This window comes from Rania fehmarnensis, assembly GCF_056494185.1.
The window spans coordinates 7,319,093-7,343,171 of the sequence record NZ_CM151398.1; the positions used below are offsets into that span (position 1 = coordinate 7,319,093).

Annotated in this window: 18 protein-coding genes; 9 read left to right on the forward strand and 9 right to left on the reverse strand. The window is 55.6% G+C overall.

Annotated features, from left to right (window positions below; translation table 11 throughout):
- Positions 1–2 precede the first annotated feature (2 nt).
- Together SH573x_RS24880 and SH573x_RS24885 are read left to right on the forward strand one after the other, a co-directional pair.
- A complete protein-coding gene (locus SH573x_RS24880) occupies positions 3–1,511 on the forward strand; it encodes a M56 family metallopeptidase (protein WP_479350729.1) in 1,509 nt (502 codons plus the stop codon).
- Complete coding sequence (locus tag SH573x_RS24885) at positions 1,498–3,231, forward strand: SHD1 domain-containing protein (RefSeq protein ID WP_479350730.1); 1,734 nt, start codon at positions 1,498–1,500, stop codon at positions 3,229–3,231. The genes SH573x_RS24880 and SH573x_RS24885 overlap by 14 nt, the downstream gene beginning before the upstream one ends.
- 4 nt (positions 3,232–3,235) lie before the next feature.
- Here SH573x_RS24885 and SH573x_RS24890 read toward each other — a convergent pair whose 3' ends face one another.
- The 4 genes from SH573x_RS24890 to ygfZ all read right to left on the reverse strand — a co-directional run bounded on the left by SH573x_RS24890 (position 3,236) and on the right by ygfZ (position 6,619).
- Complete coding sequence (locus tag SH573x_RS24890) at positions 3,236–3,571, reverse strand: hypothetical protein (protein WP_479350732.1); 336 nt, start codon at positions 3,569–3,571, stop codon at positions 3,236–3,238.
- A gap of 241 nt (positions 3,572–3,812) precedes the next feature.
- Positions 3,813–4,778 (reverse strand): ABC transporter permease subunit, encoded by a 966-nt coding sequence (locus SH573x_RS24895; protein ID WP_479350733.1) that lies wholly within the window; start codon positions 4,776–4,778, stop codon positions 3,813–3,815.
- On the reverse strand, positions 4,779–5,666 hold the full coding sequence (locus tag SH573x_RS24900; protein ID WP_479350735.1) for an ABC transporter ATP-binding protein: 888 nt from the start codon (positions 5,664–5,666) through the stop codon (positions 4,779–4,781).
- Between the two features lie 14 nt (positions 5,667–5,680).
- Positions 5,681–6,619 (reverse strand): CAF17-like 4Fe-4S cluster assembly/insertion protein YgfZ, encoded by a 939-nt coding sequence (ygfZ, locus tag SH573x_RS24905; protein WP_479350737.1) that lies wholly within the window; start codon positions 6,617–6,619, stop codon positions 5,681–5,683.
- A 157-nt stretch (positions 6,620–6,776) separates the two neighbouring features.
- Here ygfZ and SH573x_RS24910 point away from each other — a divergent pair, with 157 nt between their 5' ends.
- The 3 genes from SH573x_RS24910 to SH573x_RS24920 all read left to right on the forward strand — a co-directional run bounded on the left by SH573x_RS24910 (position 6,777) and on the right by SH573x_RS24920 (position 9,681).
- Positions 6,777–7,628, forward strand: a complete 852-nt coding sequence (locus SH573x_RS24910; protein ID WP_479350738.1) for a formyltetrahydrofolate deformylase — start codon at positions 6,777–6,779, stop codon at positions 7,626–7,628.
- A 63-nt stretch (positions 7,629–7,691) separates the two neighbouring features.
- On the forward strand, positions 7,692–8,711 hold the full coding sequence (locus SH573x_RS24915; RefSeq protein ID WP_479350740.1) for an endonuclease/exonuclease/phosphatase family protein: 1,020 nt from the start codon (positions 7,692–7,694) through the stop codon (positions 8,709–8,711).
- A 28-nt stretch (positions 8,712–8,739) separates the two neighbouring features.
- On the forward strand, positions 8,740–9,681 hold the full coding sequence (locus SH573x_RS24920; protein WP_479350741.1) for an alpha/beta fold hydrolase: 942 nt from the start codon (positions 8,740–8,742) through the stop codon (positions 9,679–9,681).
- A gap of 51 nt (positions 9,682–9,732) precedes the next feature.
- Here the strand turns inward: SH573x_RS24920 and SH573x_RS24925 are convergent, their stop codons facing one another.
- On the reverse strand, positions 9,733–14,871 hold the full coding sequence (locus tag SH573x_RS24925) for a tetratricopeptide repeat protein (protein ID WP_479350742.1): 5,139 nt from the start codon (positions 14,869–14,871) through the stop codon (positions 9,733–9,735).
- Between the two features lie 294 nt (positions 14,872–15,165).
- Between SH573x_RS24925 and SH573x_RS24930 the strand changes: the two genes are divergently transcribed.
- A complete protein-coding gene (locus tag SH573x_RS24930) occupies positions 15,166–16,443 on the forward strand; it encodes a glycosyltransferase family 61 protein (RefSeq protein WP_479350744.1) in 1,278 nt (425 codons plus the stop codon).
- Here the strand turns inward: SH573x_RS24930 and SH573x_RS24935 are convergent.
- Together SH573x_RS24935 and SH573x_RS24940 are read right to left on the reverse strand one after the other, a co-directional pair.
- Positions 16,396–18,522: a TolC family protein gene (locus SH573x_RS24935; protein ID WP_479350745.1), complete on the reverse strand. Its 2,127-nt coding sequence runs from the start codon at positions 18,520–18,522 to the stop codon at positions 16,396–16,398. The genes SH573x_RS24930 and SH573x_RS24935 overlap by 48 nt on opposite strands.
- 547 nt (positions 18,523–19,069) lie before the next feature.
- Entirely contained in the window at positions 19,070–19,858 is a 789-nt protein-coding gene (locus SH573x_RS24940; protein ID WP_479350747.1) for an SDR family NAD(P)-dependent oxidoreductase, read from the reverse strand.
- A gap of 107 nt (positions 19,859–19,965) precedes the next feature.
- Between SH573x_RS24940 and SH573x_RS24945 the strand changes: the two genes are divergently transcribed.
- Positions 19,966–20,499, forward strand: a complete 534-nt coding sequence (locus SH573x_RS24945) for an NUDIX hydrolase (RefSeq protein WP_479350749.1) — start codon at positions 19,966–19,968, stop codon at positions 20,497–20,499.
- A gap of 214 nt (positions 20,500–20,713) precedes the next feature.
- The gene (locus tag SH573x_RS24950; RefSeq protein WP_479350750.1) at positions 20,714–21,796 is read left to right on the forward strand and encodes an NADH:flavin oxidoreductase/NADH oxidase; all 1,083 of its coding nucleotides are present in this window, start codon (positions 20,714–20,716) and stop codon (positions 21,794–21,796) included.
- Between the two features lie 3 nt (positions 21,797–21,799).
- On the opposite strand, the gene SH573x_RS24955 is transcribed toward SH573x_RS24950, so the two are convergent.
- Together SH573x_RS24955 and SH573x_RS24960 are read right to left on the reverse strand one after the other, a co-directional pair.
- Complete coding sequence (locus tag SH573x_RS24955) at positions 21,800–22,378, reverse strand: dual specificity protein phosphatase family protein (protein WP_479350751.1); 579 nt, start codon at positions 22,376–22,378, stop codon at positions 21,800–21,802.
- Positions 22,375–23,277 (reverse strand): hypothetical protein, encoded by a 903-nt coding sequence (locus tag SH573x_RS24960; protein WP_479350753.1) that lies wholly within the window; start codon positions 23,275–23,277, stop codon positions 22,375–22,377. Before SH573x_RS24960 ends, SH573x_RS24955 begins: the two co-directional genes overlap by 4 nt.
- Before the next feature lie 62 nt (positions 23,278–23,339).
- Between SH573x_RS24960 and SH573x_RS24965 the strand changes: the two genes are divergently transcribed.
- Entirely contained in the window at positions 23,340–24,053 is a 714-nt protein-coding gene (locus tag SH573x_RS24965) for an NUDIX hydrolase (protein WP_479350754.1), read from the forward strand.
- The last annotated feature ends 26 nt before the right edge of the window (positions 24,054–24,079 follow it).

Sequence of the window (24,079 nt, forward strand, 5' to 3'; positions counted from 1 at the left end):
TTATGAGTCAGTTATTGCTAGACAAGCTCGACTGGCTCGCAGGGGCGTGGTGGACGTGGATGATCAGCATGAGCATCCATGTAACGGTGCTCGTAGTCTTTTTGTACATCCTGGACCGCTGTCTGCGTGGGACATCGGCACGATTGCGGTTTGCACTGTGGCTGCTGGTGTTGGCTCGTCTGGTCGTGCCACCTGACCTGGCCGCACCTACTGGACTCATGTGGTGGACCGGGCAGTGGTGGCCCGATTTAAAAGTGGTAGCTCTTGCAGAACCAACGCCATCCGCAGTTGCGGCGATCCATGAGACCAGTGTTCACAGTGATACAAACACTTCTTCCAGCTTGACAATCGTCAGCATCAGTCGCACCGCACCTTGGCAGGTCAGTTTGTTCATGGTCTGGTTGGGGATGGTCATTTGCCAACTTGGTTTTATCGCATATGGCTGGTTGTTAGTGGAGAGTTGGCTGTCGCAAGCCAAAGATGTTGGCGACGAGAGAACTACTCAACTATTAAACAGTGCGCGTCAGAAAGTTGGTTTGCGTGGACAAGTGCAACTGCGCGATAGTGGCCAATGCACCACGCCACTAGTGGTCGGTTGGTTCCGGCCGACTGTCTTGCTACCGACGGCCGTATTGGAGACGCTCAAACCGGCTGAGTTAGAGGCGGTATTGGTGCACGAGCTAACGCATTTAAAGCGCGGCGATTGTTGGTGGCGATTTATACAAGCGGTGCTGAGAACTCTTTATTTCTTTCATCCAGCTGTGTGGTTGGCCAGTCGCGCGATGGGGCGCAATTGCGAAGAGGCCTGCGATGAGTTAACAGTCCGCGCCTTGAAAGGGCAACGCCGAGATTATGCCGAAGCCATTTTCAAGGCGGCTACGGTAGTGGGATACCAAGGTCCGCACCTGGCACTGAATATGTTGGGCGATGTCTTACCGGTGAAGCATCGCCTGGCACGAATTCTGGATCCACGTTTACCGCAGGGTCCCACAGGCAGCTGGCGGCATGCAATCATCGTCATGGTCTTGGCTATTGTGGTCTTGCCAACTGGCCAGCGTCGCTCGCAAGCTCTACCGCCTGAACAAGCCAGGCTATCGGACTTGCGATTGCCGATCGACAATTCGTCTGCGTCACCCGACAGCCCAATGCCAGCGCAAAATCCCTCCACACCCGAGACTGACAACTCACCCCAGACGTCTGCAATCAGCACAGCAGCGGCACTCAGTCAAGCTCCGGAGGTTAGCGCCCAAGAGCGCGCAGCCCTCGAGCTCTTGAAGTCCACACAGTTTGAAGATCGCATGCAGGCTTACGACCAGCTGGCGCAAATCGGCACTATCCATGCGCTCGGCGATCTTGAAGCGGCGTTCCTCGAGCGCTCGGGGATCGAACAGGATGCCGCTGAGCGTGCCCTCAAACATGTTTGGGAATTGATTCGCGTTTTACCCTCTGAAACCAATACCTCGACACGGGTCTTTGAAGCTCCCGCGGAGAATGAATATGTGTTTCCCTAAGGCGGATTGGGTTATACCAGCCATTGCTCTATGTGTCTGGCAAGGAGCGGTAGTCTGCGGCACTGCTCAAGAGCTGCGCTATCAATGGCAAGCTGGTCAAAAGTTTTCCTACAACGTAACCGTGACCGTCGATCAGGATGACGAACTAACGACCTTTCAAGGAACCATTCATTACGAAGTTAACTCCGCCAACGCCGAGCAATCCACCTTAACTTATCGTGGTGGATTAAATGAATCATCGAAGGCCAAGCCGAATCGGCAACCCAGTGGTGGCTTTGGCCCACCAGGTTTTGGTGGACGTTTTGGGCCCCGGGGTTTCGGTGGACCACCCAGTCCGTTCAGCCGACCGAGTTTTGCTGGTAAGGTCCAAACAACCAATCGCATCACGATGACGACAACGGGTCGTGTATTGGCGATGGAAGGCGATTCGCACTTGCCGTTTTTGCTCGGCAACGTTTCGCAGATGCCTTTTGAGATTTTGCCCAAGGACAACCAGCGCGATTGGGTGGTCGACTCTGGTGTTTCGATTTCTGAAGAGGAGGAGAATCGGCGTGGTGGGTTTGGACCCTTTGGTCCGCGCATGGGCAACACTTCTAACAAGAGTGTGCAAGCCGCCAGCGAGGTGACGCGTTACTCGATCCAACAAGACAGCGGCAACCTTGTCAATATCAAGAAATCCTATCAACTCACTTCGCCCGGCTCCGATGGCGAATCATTCGATATGAATGGCGCTGGCACGTGGGTCTTCAACAAACAGGATGGAGTAACGCAAGGACTCGACGTCGCGCTTAAACTAATCAGCAAGGAGGGCAATTCGTCGACCACGTTTCCGATCACCATCAAACTCGAGCGACTCTCGACCGAAGAGCTGGCGCGCATGGAAGCAGAGGCCAAACGCGCAGCGGAAGAGAGGGAGCGGCAAGCTGCCGAGGCCAAAGCCCTGGCAGAAGCTCCTCTGTCGCCAAACGAAAAACGCGAAGCATTGGCCGGCCTGGCCAGTCGCGACTCCAAGACTATCAAGGACACGTTGACCAAACTGGAAACCAAATCCCCCAAGGATCCAGATCCGCAAGTCGAGTCAGCTATTCGATCTCTGCTAAAACATAAAGATCATGAGCTTGCAGAATTGGCGGCTAAAGCATTAGCCAAATGGTCTGACGAATTTAAGAAAAAGTACCAGCTCAACAAAGCCTACGAAGGTCCCTCGCCGGTCGATTCGACGGATTTGGAAGTGGACTCAACCACTAAACTGGTCGTTGGGCAAATCGTGCAGGTCCAGGAAAGCGGAAGTTTTTGGTTTCCCGCAACCATCAAAGCCCTGATGCCGGGCGGCAAAGTCAAAGTTGACACGCTCAGTTGGGGCAAACCAGGCCGAGAGCTGACATTGCTGCGTCGGCAAATTCAACTTGCACCGCCGGAAGTAGATCAACCGGTCGGTGCCAGTAAGTCCTTTGCTCAGCCTTCAGGCAATGCCGGCGAAGGCTTTGAAGGTATTCAGACTATCGAAAGCGACGTTGACATCAGCACTCCGACGCGAACCTGGAGCGACAAGTCCGGCCGCTTCAAAATCGAAGCCGCATTTGTGGGTCTCGAAAACGGTTCAGTCGAATTGCGCCGCGCCGATGGTCGCACGGTCAAGGTCCCACTGAATAAACTTAGCCCAGCCGATCAAGCGTTTGTGCAACAAACGCTCGATGAAAACCCTTTCGAGGTCAAGTGAACCATTACGGTCCTACGCCTTCGAACTTGGTAACGGTCACACCATTTGCGGTGAAGCGAGCTTGCACGCGGTCGCCGATTTTGAACGCGTTGAGTGATACAGGGCGGTCATTGCGCTCGATCTTGGCGGTTGCCGGAATTGTCAGTGTGCGCGAGGTCCCATTCTGCAAGCGCACGACCACGCGTCGAGCAGCCACGTTGATGCCCGTGAGCGTGCCTTCCAAACGTGGTTCTCGTACATCTTTAGCTGACACCGATTGACTACCGATGCTCACCAGTCCAGCCAATGCCAACAAGGCGCCCAACAATCCGACAAAAAATTGGCGACGATTTCGAGACATGTTTCGAGACCCTTTCAAGGTGGGGGATGATTCGAAGCACACAGTTGTGCTTCGGTTACACCATTAAGAGTTAGGAAACTCCGCTGCGTCCGCCAAACTTTTTTTGCCCGTAGCGGAAGTCGTCAAGGCTTTCAGCATTGGGCTCGCGAAAACGGTCAAACTTCGAAATGCTTGACGCATTCCGCTACCGCCACAGGCTGGAAGCCTATGCCACACCACAGGCTGGAAGCCTATGCCACATTTACACGGGCGCGGGCAGGTCACGGCGTTCGAAGCAGATGATCGAGCTGACAAAACAGATGGCTGCCATCCCTAGCAAGGCCAACGAGATACCCAAGGGTCCCAGCCACGTGGGCCAGAATGCGCCGGGGGTCGCCCACAAAGCCCACAGGGCTGACGGATCGCGACCGGCCAGGTGTACGATGCCGTCGGGTTGATACAACGTAAAGAACGTAAACCAGTGACACCAACCGAGCTCCGGGGCCGCCTTGGCCAACAGGAACAACAAGAACTCGAGCACATAGAAACCCAGCACGCAGCCGATGGTGCGCCAGCGATATCGATCGACCGAGCTGATCAGTCCGCTGAGGGCCAGGATGAACATACTAAAGGCCATCAGGTTGAAGCACGGCGCGATGAACAGGCTGGCATCCACCCGCTGGCTCAGCGGCACCATCACGGTTTCTTCTGCGCCGGTGATGATCGGTACTTTCAATGTCCAAAACTGCAATGAGAAACTGTTCTGTGTGGTTTCACGCACGCTGTTGGTTTGAATGCCCATGTACAACCCCAACCAGGCCAGCGTTGCCAACAAGACAACGCCCGAGATCGCCACCAACAAATGAGCCGTCATCAGCTTGGTGCGACTGATCGGTTGAGCGAGCAGCATTTCCAGCGTTCCGCGACTCAGCTCGCCGCTGACAACATCGGAGCCGCGCGAAATCGACCATACCAGAATACAGAGAATCAATACCGGTTCGTCGAAGGTCAGCGCCAGCGAACCCGAATACGTTAATACTTGATCGAGCGGCACGGGCATAAACTGTTCGAATGGCCGCAATTGTTCAACAAAACTCTGCAAGCGGTCCAGTTCAAACCGCGTTACGATCCAGACGCGTGTCCAGCAAAATGCAAAGACCATCAGTCCACAAGCGCTCAGCAGAGGCCATGATTCGATCAGAGCTTTTTTGATTAGCAAGCGGAACATTCAGGACCTGTGAAAACGCGAGTAAATGGAACTGACACTCGCTCGTTCGATGCGCATATCGGAAACCGGCAAATCATTCAGCCAAGCCAACCACGTTTGCGGAGGCCCGCTCAGATGCAGTTCCACTTGCTCTGCACTGCATTGGCGACTAGCCACAAAGGCAGGCCAATGAAACTGAGCGCCCAGTTGCGATTGCGAGCCATTGACATGAGCTTGCACAATGTGCAGTTGATCCAATTCTGCGAGGCGTTGACGATGCACCAGGTGCCCCCCGCGGAGGATGACAACTTCGTCGCATGTATCTTCGATGTCACTAAAGATGTGCGAACTCATCAGCACAGTCCGACCATCTTGACGAACTTCACGCACCATGGCCACCACTTCACTGCGTACATTGGGATCCAGGTTCGCCGTGGGCTCGTCCAAGACGATCAACGGTGCGATGGAACCAAGCACGATGGACAGCGCTAACTTCTGGCGCATGCCGGTCGACATGAACATCACGCGCCGCCGCAGGTCCAGTTCCAATCGCGCCGCCACATTCACCATGCGCGTCAGATCACCATGCGGGCTCAGGCCACTGAATATCTCCAGAATGCCTTTACCACTCATCGATCGAAACAACCGCGCATCACCAGGTAGATAGGCCACTTGTCGGCGCACATCCAGACTCTCGCGTACGCAATCGAATCCGCAGACGGTCGCCGTACCTTTGGTGGGACGCTGAAATCCGAGTAACGTGCGGAGGAGCGTGGTTTTGCCAGACCCATTGGGCCCCAAGAGACCAACAATGGAGTTGGCAGGCACTTTCAGGTGGCAGTCATCTAACGCAACGAAGCTGCCGAATACTTTGGAAATGCCCTGGCAATCGATGATCCAATCGGTCATGTCATCCAATGTCGTTAGGGATGCGGAACCACGACGCCGCCGGTGACGGTTCCCGCCGCTGCAGCGGAACTGGCCAGTTCAAAGTGGCTGCCGGGCTTCATCCAACCACGTTTCATGTAAGCCAAGGCCAGGCGTTTACCAGCTACCAGGTCAGGAGCGACCGAGGTTAGAGTACCAACTTCTTTACCCTCGTGAGCCAGCTTCATACCCGCCTCGGGGGCCCAACCGTCGAGCTCTACTAAACATAACTTCTTTTGTACTTCGCCCATCGCATCCAAACGCGCGACCGTTTCTTGTCCCAAGTAGCAGCCTTTGGTGAAACTGATCGCCTGCTGGTCGCGATCTAGTTCTTGCGGCAAAGTACGTTCCATAATTTCATGGGGAGCCACGGGCCAGAAGTTGGCAATCCGCTGCGTCTGCCAGGCATCTGCTGAGCCCACCGTCAGTTGCCTGTCTCGCAACTGCTGAGCGAATCGCTCTTGGGAACCAGACGGAATGAGGCCCAGACGCGCGTGCAGGGTCGTCACAGGCCAGCGACAGCTCCAGGCCCCTTCAATTCCACTGGCAACATCGACGGGCGCCAGATCTGTTGGGCTGGCGAGGCCCAGCGCACTCTGCTCGTCGGGGTCATCGACCAGCCAGGCGCTAAATTGGCTGCTGACATCCCGGGGGGAGGCATCTTCACGAAAGATAAATCTGTCGATGTGCGCCGCCAATTGGGCGGGCGCAGGCAAGAGTCCAACGATCCAAACGGTGCCCGTATCAGCTGGTTCCAGCGCAAGCATCGCATGCGCCAGCACGCGGCCGCGGTCATCTGTAAACATCGCTTCTGTCGCTTGGCCAGCCGCTAGCGATCCCAATTTGGCTGTGCACAAGCCATTGAGGACCTTCACAGCATCCCGGCCCGAAACGCGAATCAGGCTAATTGCAGGTAACTGGTAAACACTATTCATGCACGTTGGTTCGTTGCTCTGGAGTGTCGCTTCTGGCGTGTCTTTTTGGGGGTGATTTCGAAGAAATCTGGCTACGTGTACGATTAGGCCTGCAAATGGGCGGCTTGTCAATGCAGGCAGCCATTGCATCCGATCCTCACGCAAATTGATAAATCCCATGGAAATTGTTGTTACCGCCGTCGGCCCCGATAACGTCGGGCTGGCAGATCCCATCATTCATGAAATCACCGGCCAGGGCGCAAACATCGCCGAAATTCAGATGTACGATCATGACGAAGCGGCTGTCTTCGCCATGATGTGCCGACTGCAGATCGATGAGAGCCATTGGGACAGTATTCGCAGCGCTATGGCCGAGATTGGCAAAGCTAAAAAGTTATCAGTCCGTGTCTGGACGCCCGAACCGATCGGCCGCAAACCCAGATTGGCAATCTGCACCACGTATCAGGAAGCCACGCCGCGAGCCGTGCTGGAAGCTGTGCACAGCGGGCAAATCGATGCCGACGCCACAGTCATGATCGGCAATCGGTCGCGATGTCAGTCGCTGGCTTCCGAGTTCAACGTCCCGTGGCATTCGATCGGGCGCGAAGATGGATCCGCTGATGAAGCGGCCATGGTTCGCTTGCTGGACGAATACGAAGTTGATTACGTCGTACTGGCGCGCTACATGCGAGTGTTGCCGCCGGACACGTGTTGGATGTTTGCCGGTGGCCGCATCATTAATTTGCATCATGGATTGCTGCCCAGTTTTCCTGGACTGCGACCATACCATGATGCCTACGCTTCTCGCATGTTGACCTACGGCGCGACGTGCCATTTTATTGTGCCAGAACTGGATGCAGGCAATCAGATTATCAATCAAACCACCTTTACCGTGCCACCAGGCGCGAAACTAGAGACCATCATGGCCGAGGGTCAGTCGCAAAACGAACCCCGTTGCCTGGTCGAAGGCGTGCGCCGCGTAGTGGCCCGCGAAATCAAATTGCATTTCCACCGAGTCATCGCGCGCTGATTTCAAGTTTCTAAGCACGGACGTGTCCACGTGCTGATATCTCTAATCTCAAAACTTCACCCAATGCTTAAACAACTTGCGTATCTTGTTTCCGTTATTCTGGTTGCCAACTTGTCTGTTAGCCTCCGGGCTGGCCAGCCGGATCTCGATCCCGCTCCGGCTAAGCTGGTCGTGATGACCTGGAACGTCGAGTGGATGTTCGATCATGACCAATCCGATAACAAGAGTGACCTGTCCAAGCAACAATCATCGCCATCGCCTGAGTATTGGCAGTGGAAAGTAGCCGCAGTGGCTCAAGCGATCGCCACCTGCGATGCGCACATCGTCGCCTTGCAAGAGATCGAAGGAGGCCAAACGTTAGCGGCTATCGCCAAAGAACTGCGTGACAAACACAGCTTGTCCTACCGAGCAGCCTTCATTCAAGGCAGCGATTCGTTTACCGAACAGGATGTAGGTATTCTTCAGAAAAGTGGCCTGGTAAATTTTCGCCGCTATGAGCAGTCGAAGGTGATGTTCGATAGCAAGCAGTACTACAATCTATCGAAGCACCTGGTAGCCGAGTTCCGCTGGGCCGATGTGGCATCACCACTGACAATCATGAATATGCACTTGCGAGCCACGGTTGAATCGGAGACTGAACGTACTAAGCAAGGTCGTCTAGCGCGTCGCTGGCTTGAACAACAACTCGATGCTGGTGACGACGTCATCTTTCTGGGCGATATCAACTCCGAACATCCCGTTGGTGAACTGGCCGGCGAAATGAAGTACTTGATCGACGGCGGTGACCAAGCCAATCCACCCCAGTTGATCGATCTGCTAGGACATGCCCCAAGTGATGCTCGGCAAACACATCTCATTTTGCCAAAGCAATTCGATCGAATTGTGGTCAGTCCGAGTTTGATGGCCGATGATCCTGCCACACGCGATTGGGTCTTTACGGGCATCGCCGTGCGTCCAGAACTGGCGATTGTCGGCTCGGGCAACGATGGTGACGCGCATTGGGATGGGCGGCTAACGCTGAGCACTGCCGAGTTGGATGTCAGCGATCATGCGCCTCTGGTGGCGACCTTCGAACTGAAATAGGGATTCGTTAACGATTGTGCCTACTCCCATGACCCGAGTGCTGGAGCGTCAACGCTGGCTGCTGTTGCCAGGTCGTGGTCGCCGCATGGCACGCAGTTGGTGGCCTCAGCAGGCTCCCCTTGCGATCATGGCCATCGTGCCCGGATTAGGCGATCACTCGGGTCGTTATGCAGCGCTAGCCATGCAATTGGTGCCACAGGGCATCGGAGTGGTCGCCATGGACTTGCAGGGCCATGGCCTGTCCCCTGGGTGGCGCGGATGCATCGATTCGTACGAAGGTTTGCTGCGCGAAGTTGGTTGGTTGCTGACTTGGGCGCGAGGTGGAGATGAACTGGCTCACAGCGCATCGGATACCGAAGCCCCCAATGATCAAGCGGTTCGACTAGATGGCTGGCCAGATGATCGAAGGGTGCCTGTCTGTTTGTATGGACATAGCATGGGAGGCAATTTAGTTCTCAACGCAGTCATGCGCGGCTTTGCCCAGCCGGAGCGATCGATTGCATCGGCCCCCATGCTCCGGGCCGTTAATCCGCCGGGACCAACCTTCATGCGTGTGGCTCGAATTTTGAAAGCCATCGCCCCGCACTGGCAACTAAAGGCTCCCGTGCGCAAAGAGATGTTGTCCCACCTGAATTCAGAGCAAGCTGCATATCAACAAGATGCCTTGATGCATCGCCGCGTATCGCTGCGGCTGGGTGCGGATTTGATTGATAGTGGTTTATGGATAATTGAGCATGCCGACCAACTGAAGAGTCCCAGTCTCCTCTTGCACGGTTCGGACGATCGCATCACCGACCCGCGCGCCTCGGCGGAGTTGGCTGCTCGAGCCGGCGCAGCAGGCTCGCCATTGCAATTCAAGTCTTACACGGGCATGCTGCACGATTTACATCGCGACCAAGGCAAAGAAGAAGTGATCAAGGACATCGCCACCTGGACACTACATGGGCAGCTGAACTTTAACTTTGCTTAGCTAGCCCCTGGGCCAATCGATTGGATTGATTGCTTTGCGTCAGATATAGAATCACTGGTGGGTGTACCACCAGGCAATCAGACGATGTTGCCAACTAAGCAGTGTGAGACCGTGGGCGCTGGCTACTCTCGCCGCTAGTAGACGCAGAATCCACTTGGTGACTCGGTCGCTGGCAAACTGTGGCTCGACTGGGAACACGCCTGGCGTCAAGTAAGCCACCATCTGCCTGGCCTCAGCTTTTGTGCGTGGCGGATCGTCTCCCAGCAGTCCAGGTATCGATTCCAGCGCGGCCACCAGCATGCGATAACCCAACGTGTACCAACCAGCCATCTGGTGCATGCTGACCGCCCGGGCATGCTGCAAGGCTTGAGCGTTATCGCCCTGCAACAATGCGTCCAGTCCAGCCCAGACGCGCAGCAGCGGAGTGCTGTCGTCTTCTGCCAATGACAGACCATGCTGAACTGCCTGTCGAGCGGCCTTTAGCTGAAACAACTCCCAGCGCGATGCGACCACCGGAACCATTTGAGTCGCAACCAGATCGTTGCGCGAGTTCCAATCCTTCGACCAATTGACCACCACGCCGTTGCGGCCGTAATCGAGCAGACCGCCGTTGACTGCCGCCCAAGTTTCGGTTCTTGATTTCAAGCGTTTACGATACTTGTGAACGATCTCGTCGAGCAGACTGAATTCTTTCTTGAAGTGAACCAGAGCTCGAATGAGCGTACGGGCCGCTTCGTGCCAGGCGTCACCATCAGGTAGCGATTTCAAAGCGGCCTGGCACTCTTTCGGATTCCGCAAGCGCGCCAACAATCGACCATAGGCCATCGCCATCGATGGCAACCGGCTCTCGGGACCATCGCCAGTTACGATCGCCGCCAAATGATCAATCAAGCGATTACCCAAGCGTGTGTCCAATTGATCCAGAGCTCGTAACAGCGGTGGACGCTCCTTCGGTTCTTCGCGGCACCATTGCAGAATGAACTCTTGTGACTGCTGGCCCAGAGGCTCCTCTTGTGAATCGCGACCGGCCAGCAACTGGGCTCTAAGACACTTGTCATAGCCTGTTGGCAGGTGTGCTGCGCCCAACTCCAGTACGTTTTCGGCGTCGTCCAGTTCTTTGTCTTGCAGGTGCAAATCGAACAAACGCATCGTACCGAATGCATAGTCAGGCGAAAACTCCAGCGCGGTACGCAACTGCCGCTTGGCCTCTGGCCGTCCATCTTCTTCGGCCAACAAGGCATCGGCCAGGTAGCCGCGCGGAGCGGGTTGATGAGGATCAAGCCGAACCATGTTCTCCGCAGCCAACTTGTATACATCGGCGCGTTGTTGTTCATCGGCCCAATCGGCCAATTGATTCCAGGCACCGTAGTGATCGGGATCGCGTTCCAAAGCACCGCGCATTTCATCGATGGCTTGTGGAACCAGGCCTTTGCGATACAGGATGTAGGCTCGGCGCATACGCAGTGCGACCGGGATATCGCCCGCAAACACCGGCGGATTGCAGGCCTCGAGCGCCTCGTCCCACATGTGCAAGCGTCCCAGATAGAACGCTTTCAGTACATGGGAATCGACGCTGCGATCATCTAACGCCAAAGACTTTTCAATAAACTCGAGCCCACGCGGAATATCTTCGATTTCGTTGAGCGCTTCGGCCATGCGACGGTGGCAGCGCGTATCATGGGGTCGGGCAGCGTTCGCCTTCTCGGCGGCATCTTTAGCGCTCTGACCTCCATCCACTTCGCTCGACCATTCACACAGGCGCGCCCAGGCCCAATCGTAACCCGGTGTCGACACACAAGCCGTAACCAATGGCTGCAGAGAATCGGCTTTCTTACCGGCTCGATAGAGACATTCACCAAGCGATCCTAAAACTGCTGCATCGCGAGGATCGGACTTCAAGATTTGCCGCAGGACTTCCTCTGCCTGATCAAATTGATCACGGCTCATATACAATTCGGACAGTTCACGGGCAACTTCGCTCCAATTGGGATTGATGGCGCGAGCTCGTTCCAAAGCAGCCAGTTCTGCATCGTGATCGCCCGCGCGTCGATGGGCGATGGCCAGGTCCAGCCAGGTCCGCGGCACCAGCGGAAAACGTTCAGTTGCCTGCGCGGCAATGTTAATCGCTTGTTTGCGATCATTCATCGCGGCGTATTGTTGGGTGACCATGGACCAGACCTGCCATAGGTCTGGTCGCTGCGCCCGAGCCTCCTCCAAGTGTTCCAGCAATTTGCTCGGTTCGAGTCGCCCATTGGCCGCATCGCGATAGGAAATCACCGCATCGCCATACGTGGTTTGTTTACGGAGCTGCGTCAGGATGAAGTCAAGTTGTTCGCTGCGATCGATGGGACGATCACATGTTTCCACCAAGCTGGAGATGGCCGCATCGTAGTCGATATTCAGTTCTAGCGCCCGTCGATAGGCGCTGCGGGCTGCGGGTATGTCACCCTGTTGCTGCAGCACTTTACCTTGCAAAAAGTAAGCGATCTCGTTGTGCGGCTCGAGTTCCTGGGCCAGGGCAATCTGCTGGGCGGCCCGCGTCAGATCATGCGACGAGATGGCCACGATGGCTGCCTCGCGCCGAGCCCAAGCGTCGCGCGGATGAAACTGGAGAAACTGGTTCAGTTCTTCATCGACTTCAGATAATTTGTAGCTGCGCAAAAATTGAATCAGCATCACGCGAAGCGAATAGCTGTGCGGAAACTCTTTCACAGCCTCGCGCAGACGACTTTCGGCCAGCTCGTTTCCATCGAGATCCAGGTCTAATTGCAAGAGACGTTCGCGGGCATCTATATCCAGCGGATCGAGTCGCACAACATTCAGAAACAAAGAGCGTGCCTCTGCCAGTTGCCCTTCGTACAGAGCGATTGAGGCTTTGCAGCGCTGCAAGGTCAACTCGCTACACTTGCCTTCAGCAGCTTGCAGCAACTGGGCAGCGCGTGGCAGTTGGTTGTAACGCGCAAAATACATCGCGGCCGAACACAACAGTTCACCATCTTCTGGATGTCGGGCTGCCGTGTCGTCGATGATCTTCAACGATTCTGTTGTCTGATCAATCACCTCCAGCGATCCAGCCAGAGTTCGGCCAGGGGAACTGTTGCGATCACCCAAGCGATGATAACGATCGCGCAACCAAGTCAGTGCGTCTTGCGTTTGATTGAGATACCGCGCGGCCATGAAATAACGCCGCGATTGCCCTTCATCTTTTTCATTCAGCGACGCAGCCAGGCGGTAGTATTCGAGGGCCTCGTCGCGTTGCTGTTGATTCCATAGGAAATCTGCCAGCAGCGAAAGAGCTCGGCCATCGCTGGGGTTGTATCGCAGAGCCCGCTTGAGTTGCCAATAGGCTTCGGGGTGGTCGCGCGCATCATCCAGCAGTTCAGCTGCCAGGCGAGACCAAAAGATCGGATGTGTCTTGTCGCCCGTACAAGCGCTGCGCAGGATATCGATGCGCTGGGTGCGCTGGCCAAATTCACTTAGCAAGCTCACCTTCATCAACATCAAGTTGGCGTCGGTAGGAAACTGCTCTAATAGTCGATCGACTAAGCGCATCTGGTCAGCCGGATTGGCATCGTAGCGGGCCAAGGACAACTGACATTGCAACGTCAAGCGGTGCTCCGGTGCGCGAGCCACCATCCGCTCGATCGCCACGACGGCCGCCTGCCGATCGTACCTGGCCAGTGCGCAGTCAGCCACATAATGGTCATCATATTGTTCGGCATCCGTCAGTTCGATACCTGCGATGCGCGAGACTTCTTCGCATGGAATCATCAACATTCCGCGTGGGCCGGTGCTGGCGTAGTGCTCAAGAAATTTATCCGAAGCAGCTTCGCCCACATGACGCTCGTTGGGATCCTGCACCAGCAGCGTGCCTCGGTAGACATCGATACCCACGATGCCTTGCGAGTGTGCACTGCCGGGGTCAACCGTGGTAAGCGTCATCGGCACCCCTTGCCGAATTAGTTGCTCGACCGTGTTTTCGGTGATGCGAAACTCGCGCGGTGCGAAACCATTGTCTTCTGCCCAGCGGCGTTCGTCGTAAGCTTTGGTGCCCTCATAGCAGATGCGTTCGACGATCTCTTCGTGTTTGACTGACTTGTTCCAGTACTGGGCCAGCGAAGAGAGAGTGGCCGGAACGCAGGTATCGTGAAATTGACGGACGAAAGGGACCGGCAACTGAACGCGCGGCGGAGGCTCGTCCCGGTGACCGCTGGCAGAACGTTTGGCGATGGCTGCGCGCAAACGCTCGGCCATGCGTTTGAAGTAAGGCCGTTCAGTTTTCTCGGCCAGCTCGATAGCCAGGTCGTATCGCCCCAGGAAGTATGCGATATCGCAGCGTTCACCGGCCAGCCACTTGAGGTAATGACTGTCTGACTTGGCCAGTGGCCAAAACGACTCAGCTTTTTGCAGTGAGTCCCAAGCCGACTGATAGTCCTTCAACTCGCGCTGCAACGCAGCCAGTTGGCACCACACCTCGCCGCTTTGCAAGCGCTGGGTGGCATCCAATAGAACTTGCATGGCCTGATCATCGCGTCGCAATTGAACCAGGCGATGTGCGGTGGCTTGCACACCAGGGCGAAAGTTGGCTCGCAGTTTCAGGGATTCTTGCGCCGCGCGCAGTGACTCCTCATGCAGGTCCTGTCGGTCCAATAACTCAGACAGCTCAACGTGCAACCAAGCGCTCTCTGGATCGAGCTCCAGGGCATCGATCATATACGGTTCGGCGCGTGAGAAGTCACGCATGGCTCCGAGCATCACAGCCTTGAGCGCCAGCCAATCAGCTTGCAAAGTCGTATCGGCACCCGCCGGCAAATCACGGCTTCGATAACGTCGCCAGGCATGCACAGTGCCAAAGCGGCTCCAGTAGTTCATGGCCGCGTAGTATTGAGTTTGGGGATGGTCGGGGAACTCGCGCCCGGCCAGCCAGTGCAAGGCGCGGCCCAGGCGTGGCGCGCCTAAATTGCCGGCCAGTCGTCCGGCCAACACACGTGCTTCAGGCCCCTGCCATGTACGCAGATCACCCAGCGGACCGGAGGCGGACAGGGCGTCCAGGTAACGCCCTTGATCGTACAGCGACAACACTTGACGCAGGATGCTGGTTGGATCCGAGCTACCATTACGATCGTGTGCGGTGGACTGCGCAATGACTGGGTCACTGGTCGCAGCCAGGCTGTTTGGTGTCTGATTCATGGTGGCAGCTACGCGGATTAATCTTTTCGGGACGTCGATTTTCACCTTGAATGTGGTGAGTTTTCTTCGCAAATGCAAGCGTTTGATGCCGCAACAAGTCGCGCTGGGCCAAAAAAACGAACATCGACACCAGACGAGGAGTGTCCCCGGGCAACCCAAGACACCCTTTTTTGGTGCTCACTCCGCAAAACGCAGAGATTGCTCTTGCTACGACAATCAAAGCTCAGTAATAGTTCGCCATGAATGCCTGTCAGAACGTACACTAGATATATCAACCCACAGCGAGTCGCCACGGTGGTCAACTCTTCTACAAATCTGCCACCACCAAGTATTGGACGATTCTGGCGATTCTCGAAGTATTTGGTACCACTGTCCTGGCAAACTCTCAATTTCCGAGGCGTGTTACCGCCGCGGGAAGTGGCCACGTATGACCAGATGGCCGAGCGATTTCCGGAGCTAGTGAGATTTCATGAACTGGGCTGCGACCATGATTGGGGCGAGTTTCCCTTTCAAACCATTCGAGATGGTCAATCGCAACCGCGCACCGCGCACGCCGAACCACCGTTTCGCCAGCGCATTGTGTCGCTGAAGCAATCTTCGTTTGTCGGCAGACATTGTTGTGTGCTCGGTCCCAATCAGACGATGGTTGCCGAGTTCGGTTACTACTTGCCCGATGACGACCCACGCAATCTCAAACGCCTTAAGAAGTTCGATCCGCGTTTCCTGCGAGCGCGCTGGTTGCTCGATCTGCGTTACCGCAGGCGCATACCTGCACCGCAAAAGCTGCCGGGCACCGCTGTCCTGCTGAACAATCCATGGTGCCACAACTATTATCACTGGATGCTGGAAGTAGCGCCACGACTGATGATGGTTCGCCAGGCAGGCCTGGAGCCTGACTGGTTTGTAGTCGACTGTCAAAGCAGTTATCAGCGCCGCACGCTACAGCTTCTGGGTGTTCCAGCCGAGCGCATTATTCAGCCGCACTGCGCACTACACCTGGCACCCGATGAACTACTGCGGCCCAGTCATCCTGGCCTGGGTGCGTGGAAGCAGCACGCTACGCAGTTGATTGCTGCCGTCCAAGCAGAGTTGGCCGGACAAGACAAGCAGAAGATGATGCTGGGAACGGGCCAGCACTTGCCGCGACGCATTTACATCTCGCGCAAAGTTGCCGCGCATCGCAAGGTGGCCAACGAGGCTGAGTTGGTGGGGTTGCTGGCAACGGCAGGCTTTGAATCCTGCATGTTTGAACAACTCGACTTCGCGCAACAAGTTAACTTGATGCAACATGCCGAGGTCGTGGTGGCAGTTCATGGAGCGGCGCTAGCGAATTTGATTTACGCAGTTCCGGGCACGCGCGTAGTAGAGATATGTCCGGTGAATCGGTACAACACCGACTGTTTCCCTAGAATCAGCCACAAGTTTGGGCATCAGCACGTGGTAGTGCTGACGCCCAGTACTCGCTTTCGACAGAATCTGTCGGTGAACCTGGCCGATGTTGGCCAGGCTCTGAAGTGGTGTGGCTTAGGGCAAGCTGAAGGGCGTGGCTCGCAGCGAGCCAAGGTCGCCTGAGCCAGCCTTCTGATTCGATGAACCCGAGTCACCAGGTTTAGCATCGGACGGGTTGCTATTGCCGCTGCCACTGTCGGACGGGCTAGCGGACGAGCCCGCATCGTTGGCCGGCGTATTGTTGGCCGGCGCCGGTGGTGGCACAGGTTCACTGATGACCATCGGGTCGTTGGACATGAACTGTGGTCGAGCTTCAGCCGGGTTGAAGTATCCACTGGTAACTGGACCAGGCTGGGACACGCGGCTTGGATCATTTACCGGTGCCAGATACTGTCCGTGTTGGTAGGCATCTTGGTAAGCCGGCGCAGCCCATTCACTTTCGCTCAGTCCAACCTGTACGTAGTTCAGCAGCGAACCTTTCTCGCGATGCAAGTCACGCAGCGCCAATTGGTAATCGACCAACGAGCGGAAGTAGGCACTGGTGCTGAGAGCCAACTGTTGTTGAGCTTGCAACAAGAAGCCGATGTTGGTCAGACCAGCGCGATAGCGATCGCGCAATACTTCGGTCTGCAAACGATCCGCATCTTGGCGATTGTAGTTGGTCTGCAGCAATTGATAAGCGCGATCGATCTGACGCGAAGCGTTGCTCAGGTCGTGCGAGATCCGCAACTCTTGCTCGCGCAACAATGCTTGCTCGCGAGTCAAGTTCCATTGTGCATTGGTGATCGCCACGCTGGCGGCACGCAAACCAACAGGGTAAGCCAGTTCGACACCGGATTGCCATTCCTGGTATTGGCCATTAAGAATATCTTGGTACAGGTTGTCTTGTGGTTCGAGTGGCTCATCCGCACCGATCAAGTGATTTCCAAGACCACGGTAGCGATACAGGGACAGCAAGTCGACTGTGGGCCGCTTATTCAAACGAGCCGCTACCAATTCCATTTCGCGACGTTTGATTGTCCATTTCTGACGGCGAATTTCCGCCCGACGTCCCAGCGCATCGCTGAGCGAGCTATTCCAATCGTAGACAACCAAACCTTCCATGGGCGCTTGCACAGGCTTGATCAAGCGACCGTCGGTGGCCTGCAACCCCAGCAGGTATCGCAGACGTTGCTCGGCGGCGAATAAACCATTGGTACCCGAGAGAGCTTCTTTGACTTGCGCATCGAGTTGGTAATACTGACTGCGCGCTTGAGCCTCGGCATCGGCTTCACCACCACGAGCGCCAATGCGTTGCTTCTCTTTGACCAATTGCCAGGTCAACAAGACATTGTTGCGTCCGGCGACGGTAGCTTGCAGGTTGCGATAAGAGAAGTACAGCTCCCAATAGGCCGATTCGACATCGTTGACGAAGCTGATGACGCCCAGTTCAAAATCAGCCAAGCTGATGTCCGTGTTGACGCGGGCGATCAATACGCCGTTGTAAACGCCAGGCGAGCCACCGTTGGGTCCAGCGATGCGGTTATAGGTCAGACCGTTTCCTAACATCAACGGCTGACGCCATTCGGCTTCGAAGAAGCCAGCATACTCACTCGTAAATCGACGAAACGGGTTGTTGCTCAGTTCGTAATTGACGTTATGTCGGAGCGCGAATCGTGCACCCGTGGCTGTTCGCTTGGCCAGTTCAGACGTGAAGACTCCAAGGGTCTGGTCCAGTGTGGCTGGAATGAACGGGTTTTGCGTAGTGACGTTGGCCGGGCGATTGTTCTTTTGCCAAAACAATTGGCTATTAACCGTAGCGTCAAACGCAGAGAGAGCCGCTTCCACGCCGCCCAGCGGATTGGTTTCGGTCAAGGTTGGATCGAACCGCGTTCGCGTACCAGCCGGCGCTTGCACAACGCTGGCCCCCAGCGATCGCAAAACGTCGGCCCGCTGCATGGCCATCTTGACCGCTTCATCGAGCGTCATTTCCCATGCCGGCAGTTCTGCTGGGTTATCCGTGGTCAACGGCGCAGCAGTGCCGGTCGCTTCGGGTGTCAAGCAGGAGCGGACATTGGGATATTCAATCTGAGTTGCAAAACTCTGATAGTAGCTCTCGCCTTGGGGTTCCGAGAACACGAACTTCTTGTTCGGTGAACAACCAAGTGCAATGGTGAAAGCACACAGCAGTGTACCGAAGCGCTTAAGTTTTCGGCGTCGCATCCTTGCTACCTTTACGTCGAGGTTCCGTTAGCCTGATCATGCGCCACGCAAAACTTTGCGCGACTTTTAGCGGCTAACGCCCGATCAGCCCGATCTGGTCAAGCTTCGTATCGGTAGACTGACTGTTAGGACTGGACCATTGACTATAGACGTTTCAGTCCGATTGAAGAGAGCCTGAAGCACGACCACTACGATCGCTACAAGTTCTCATGCTAGCATTCGTAGCCGGCTCATCCCGTAGCCGAAGTCGCCAGACTTTGGATGCATTACTTAAGACTCATCCAATCTCTGGCCGTAGCCGAAGTCGCCAGACTTTGGATGCATTACTTAAGACTCATCCAACCTCTGGCCGTAGCTGAAGTCGCCAGACTTTGGATGCATTACGCAAGACTCATCCAACCTCTGGCCGTAGCCGAAGTCGCCAGACTTTGGATGCATTACTTAAGACTCATCCAATCTCTGGCCGTAGCCGAAGTCGCCAGACTTTGGACGCATTACTCAAGACTCATCCAATCTCTGGCGAGATCGGCTACGGGAAACGTATTGGCTATTGACCACCTTCGGTGCGTTTGGACCACCAGGGCAGTTCGACTCCACCGTCCATTGTTAAAGTAGTGCCCACCATGTAAGCGGCTTGATCGCTGAGGGTGAAAGCGATGCCATGAGCCATCTCTTCGGACGTGCCCAATCGCTTCAATGGCAAACCAGAGGCACCCTCTTCGAGTTGCTGTTCAGTGAAGAATTTGCGCTCGCCCGGTGTATCGATCCAACCCGGATGGAAGATATTGACGCGAATGCCATACTTGACCAGTTCAATGGCGGCAGTGCGGCCCATATGATCAATGGCCGCTTTGGCCATGTTGTAGGCCATGGCTGTGGGGAAAGCGATCTTCGAGTGAGGTGAGCTGACGATCGTAATCGCGCCGCCTTTGCCCTGCTGGACCATTTGTTTGGACGCAGCCATCACTCCGTACAGAGCACCCCACATGCAGATGTCGATCGTCTTGCGAAAGCCTTTCATGTCGGCTTCGATCATCAACTGGCGATCGCTATAAGCTGCATTGGAAACAAACAGATCCAAGCTACCGAATTGATCGACGGTCTGCTTTACCATATCGTCAACGGCTGCCTGATCGGATACGTCGCAGACCACGATATGCGCTCTGCGTCCAAGTTTTTCGATTTGCCCTTTAACTTCTTCTGCGGCTCCGCGGCTGGAACTGCAGTTGATGGTGACGTTCGCCCCGCCGCGTGCCAGCTCAATTGCCACTGCTCGGCCAATACCTTTGGATGATCCGGTAACCAGGGCATTCTTGCCCTCAAACGAGTAGTGCATAGGATTGTTGTTCCCAGTGAAATGCCGCCATGGACGAAACGAGTACAATTCTGCTGGGAAAATGCTATTCGCAGAAGCCAATTAGTTCAAGCACGCAGAGAGTATCCATGGACAAGATCATCGCCGAAGGCAAATTCCTGCAGCTTTGGCAACGAGATCGCTGGGAATTCGTGCAGCGAAAACAGGCCAGCGGCGTAGTGGTGGTCGTGCCACGCACCGAAGACGGTCGCTGGTTGCTGATCGAGCAGCGGCGCGAAGCGGTCGCCAGCCGTTGCATCGAATTGCCCGCCGGCCTGTCCGGAGATTCCGCTCAATATGCAGGCGAACCCCTCGAACAAGCCGCTCGCCGCGAACTGCTGGAAGAAACCGGCTACGAAGCCGCCCACTGGCAGCACTTGGGGCGTAGTGCCCCCAGCCCCGGCCTTACCAGCGAAACAATGGATTACTTTTTCGCCACCGGACTACGACAAGTAGAGCAGGGTGGTGGAATCGGAGAAGAAGACATCGTCACTCACCTGATCCCCGATCAACAACTAGACGCCTGGCTGGCCAAACAAGCTCAGGACCATATCATTTCATCGATGGTCTACTGTGGCCTGTATTTGGCTCGACACGTAGCCGAGTCTCTCCGAGACTCGTAATCAATCAGCGTCTCGGAGAGACGCTGCTACGTGACCACGTAGCCGAGTCTCTCCGAGCCCCGCGATAGAAGTAGCGGAATGCGTCAAGCATTTCGGACGTGAACGGAATGTTTAAATGATCGAGGGACGTTCTCGAAAGCCTTGACGGCTTCCGCTACTAAAGACCTTAAACCTTACACCTTAAACCTTACAGCTTACACCTAGAGAACAACCAATGCCGAAACTGTTTGAGTCCTTTCAACTCAAGGACGTCGTCTTGCGAAACCGCGTGGCGGTGTCTCCGATGTGCCAATATTCATCGACCGATGGCTTTCCGAACGACTGGCACTTTGTCCATCTGGGATCTCGCGCGATCGGCGGCGCGGGCTTGGTGATTGTTGAAGCTTCCGCCGTCACCCCCGAAGGACGCATCAGCCCCGGCGACAGTGGCATCTATTTAGATGCACACGTTGAACCGTTCGCTAAGATCGCGGCCTTCATGAAACAACATGGAGCCGTGCCGGGAATTCAATTGGCGCATGCTGGTCGCAAGGCCAGCGCGAACAAACCGTGGGAAGGCGATGATCACATTCAGACTGGCCGCATTGGTTGGGAGACGCTGGCCCCATCGGCGGAAGCCTTTGGTGGCGGGTTAAGCAAAGTGCCGCGAGCCATGTCGCTGGATGACATCGCGCGAATTCGTGAAGCTTTCGTGATGAGCGCCCAGCGGTCGTTGGCGGCTGGATTCCAGTGGTTGGAACTGCACTTTGCCCACGGCTATTTGGCGCACGAGTTTTATTCGCCGCTAGCCAACAAACGCACCGACGCGTACGGCGGTAGCTTTGAAAACCGCATTCGCTTCATGTTGGAAACGCTGGCAGCGGTGCGTGATGTCTGGCCCGAACGTTATCCGCTGACGGCACGCTTGTCGGTTACCGATTGGATCGAGGGTGGCGTGACGGTGGACGAGTCGATCGCACTAACCAAGCGATTCAAGGCAGCCGGATTAGACATGCTGGATGTCAGCCATGGCTTTGTTACGCCTGACATCTCCCAAGTTCCGTGGGGACCGGGCTTCATGGTGCCGATCGCCAGTCGCATTCGTCAGGAAACAGAACTGCCAGTTGCCGTAGGTTGGATGATCACCGATGCGCAGCAAGCCGAATCGGTTGTCGCCGATGGTCATGCCGATGTAGTCCTCTTAGCCCGTGAGATGCTACGCGATCCATATTGGCCATATCATGCGGCACTCAAATTGGGTGTTGAGCAGGCGTACGACTTGCTGCCCGTGCAATACGCGCGAGCCGTCAGGCGGTAACGCCTAAGGCAATTTCTCTACTTCGACTTTGGCTTGGCCGACGGGGTCTGTGCTGCCGCGTTCGGACAGTAGTTTGGTGTAGAGTGCCTGAATGACCGGTCGCAGGTACACACGCGGATTGATGTGGTCGCGGAACTTGACCAGGTGAGCTTGGGCATCGGCCGGGGTCATGTAGCGAAACTTGACCAGCCACCACAGCACGATGGTTGCACTGCGAGCCCGACCGGCTTTGCAGTGTACATACACGGTGCCGCCTTGGCTGACATGTTTTTCGATGAACGCCGCGCCAGCTTCGACGTGCTCTTCTAAGGGATGGTTGAAGTCAACCGTCGGCAGGTGCAACTGTTCGATGCCCAAGCGTTCGTACTCGCGCATCGGGCCGAAGTACTCTTCACACATATTCACGACGCCTGTGACGCCGACTTCGCGCAGGCGTTTTGCATCGCGTCGAAAGGGACGAGCTCCCAGTATCACTTGCTTATCAACATGATCCCACCAGCGTCGAACTTTTAAGACTCGACCCAGGAAGTAGTTGTAACCTAGTGTCGGCCAATACAGCAGTTGAGCTTGCCAGCGTTTCATTGGGCAGGCTCCGCTATAGTGGTTTGTTTGGCTAATTCTGCAAAACGTTGACGAATATCAGCCAGTTTGCCAAGCGTTATGTAGACGTCGTATTCCCAAGTGAAGTCGCTGGTAATAGCCACCGTTGCGATCGGAGCGAAATACGAACACGCATCTTTCGCGGTTTCACTTTTGCCGTAGCGATAACATGTCAGTTGGCTGGCCACCGGAACATACACGCCCAGACCTTCGTCACCGTCGTCCACATAAGCGGCCCAGTGTTCGGTCATCGATCGATACTCGTTGGGCCAACCAGGTTGGCAGCGAGTGAGCTCGCCCGCGGTCCACGGTTGATCGCCTGTGTAGAGCACGAGGTTATGCAACCGAGGCGCTACGAAGACAGCGGGCAACTCCTGATGATGTGGCGGATGGTCGGCACCGCCTTGCTGGTCAAAACGATACTTGATTTTGGCGACCGAACCCTCGAGTGAAATCCACTGCTGCATCGTGGCGGTTTGAATATCGTCACCGCTGGCCCAGTGTTTAGGCAAGGTCTTGGCATAAGCGGTAGTGCTTTCGATTTTCAGTTCGAGCAAACGACTCGACTGGCCACGCCAATCGCCACCCTGCACTGGATTCCAGCGCCAGGGCTGTTTGTTCCACATCGAACCATCCGTCGAACCATAATAGGACTGCTGTATCAAGCGTCCGCGATCGAAGGCGTTGACCAGATTGGGAGCGTCATTGCCAGCAGAGATCCAGGCGATGGCTGCACCAGAATCTTCTTTCAGCCCGACAGTGATCTGGCCATTGGTAATAAATCGAAGTTTTGGATCAGCCCCGGGCGGCTGAGCTAGTAACTCACTCGAGCTCGAAAATGCTATCAAAACAAGCCAATACAGAGTGCGCAAGAACGTCACGGTTATCCACACTTGAAAAAATTCATCTAGACCAAATCGGCCGGGTCTTTATGATACATGGAATGAACGCCAAATGGGAAACGGACTGCGTCCTGGACGAATCGACCGCCACTGCGGCTGGACGCTTGATAAACTTGCTCGAGCATGCCTGTGCGCTTCGTTTGCATCCTGATTTCAAACTTAGCGCTGAGTATTCGCGACGCCAGGCTGGTCGCAACCGATTTAGTCCTTCGCTGTCATACGGTCGACATTTTGGTCCACCACTTCCATCCGCTCGAGCCGCTGCAGTCATGATCATGATTCAGCCGCACGATGGGCAGTGGGTTGTTCCCTTGACAGTGCGTCCGAATCATCTGCCCGACCACCCGGGCCAGGTATGCTTGCCCGGCGGCCGCGTCGAAGCCAATGAGACGATCGAACAAGCGGCCCAGCGCGAGTTCTGTGAAGAGTTAGGTTTGGCGATCTTTCCAGCCCGCACCTTGGGTCAATTGCAGAGCATCTATGTTTACAACAGCGACTTTTGTCTGACACCTTGCGTGGCCGTTAGCTCAGTGCCACTAGATTACTGCCCCTGCGCCGCTGAAGTTGATTCGTTAGCCTATCTGCCACTGACTCAGTTGATTGACGAAAACAACTACGTTCAGCGCGAGCACACGCGCGGATTGGCCACTTGGCAGGCCTTAGGTATCGATGCAACCAGTGTGCACATCTGGGGAGCCACCGCCATCGTGCTGGGCGAGTTGGCCGAGATTTTGAAGCTTCAGTTTGAAGTCTGAAGGTTGAAGTCGGGATTCTGAAGTCT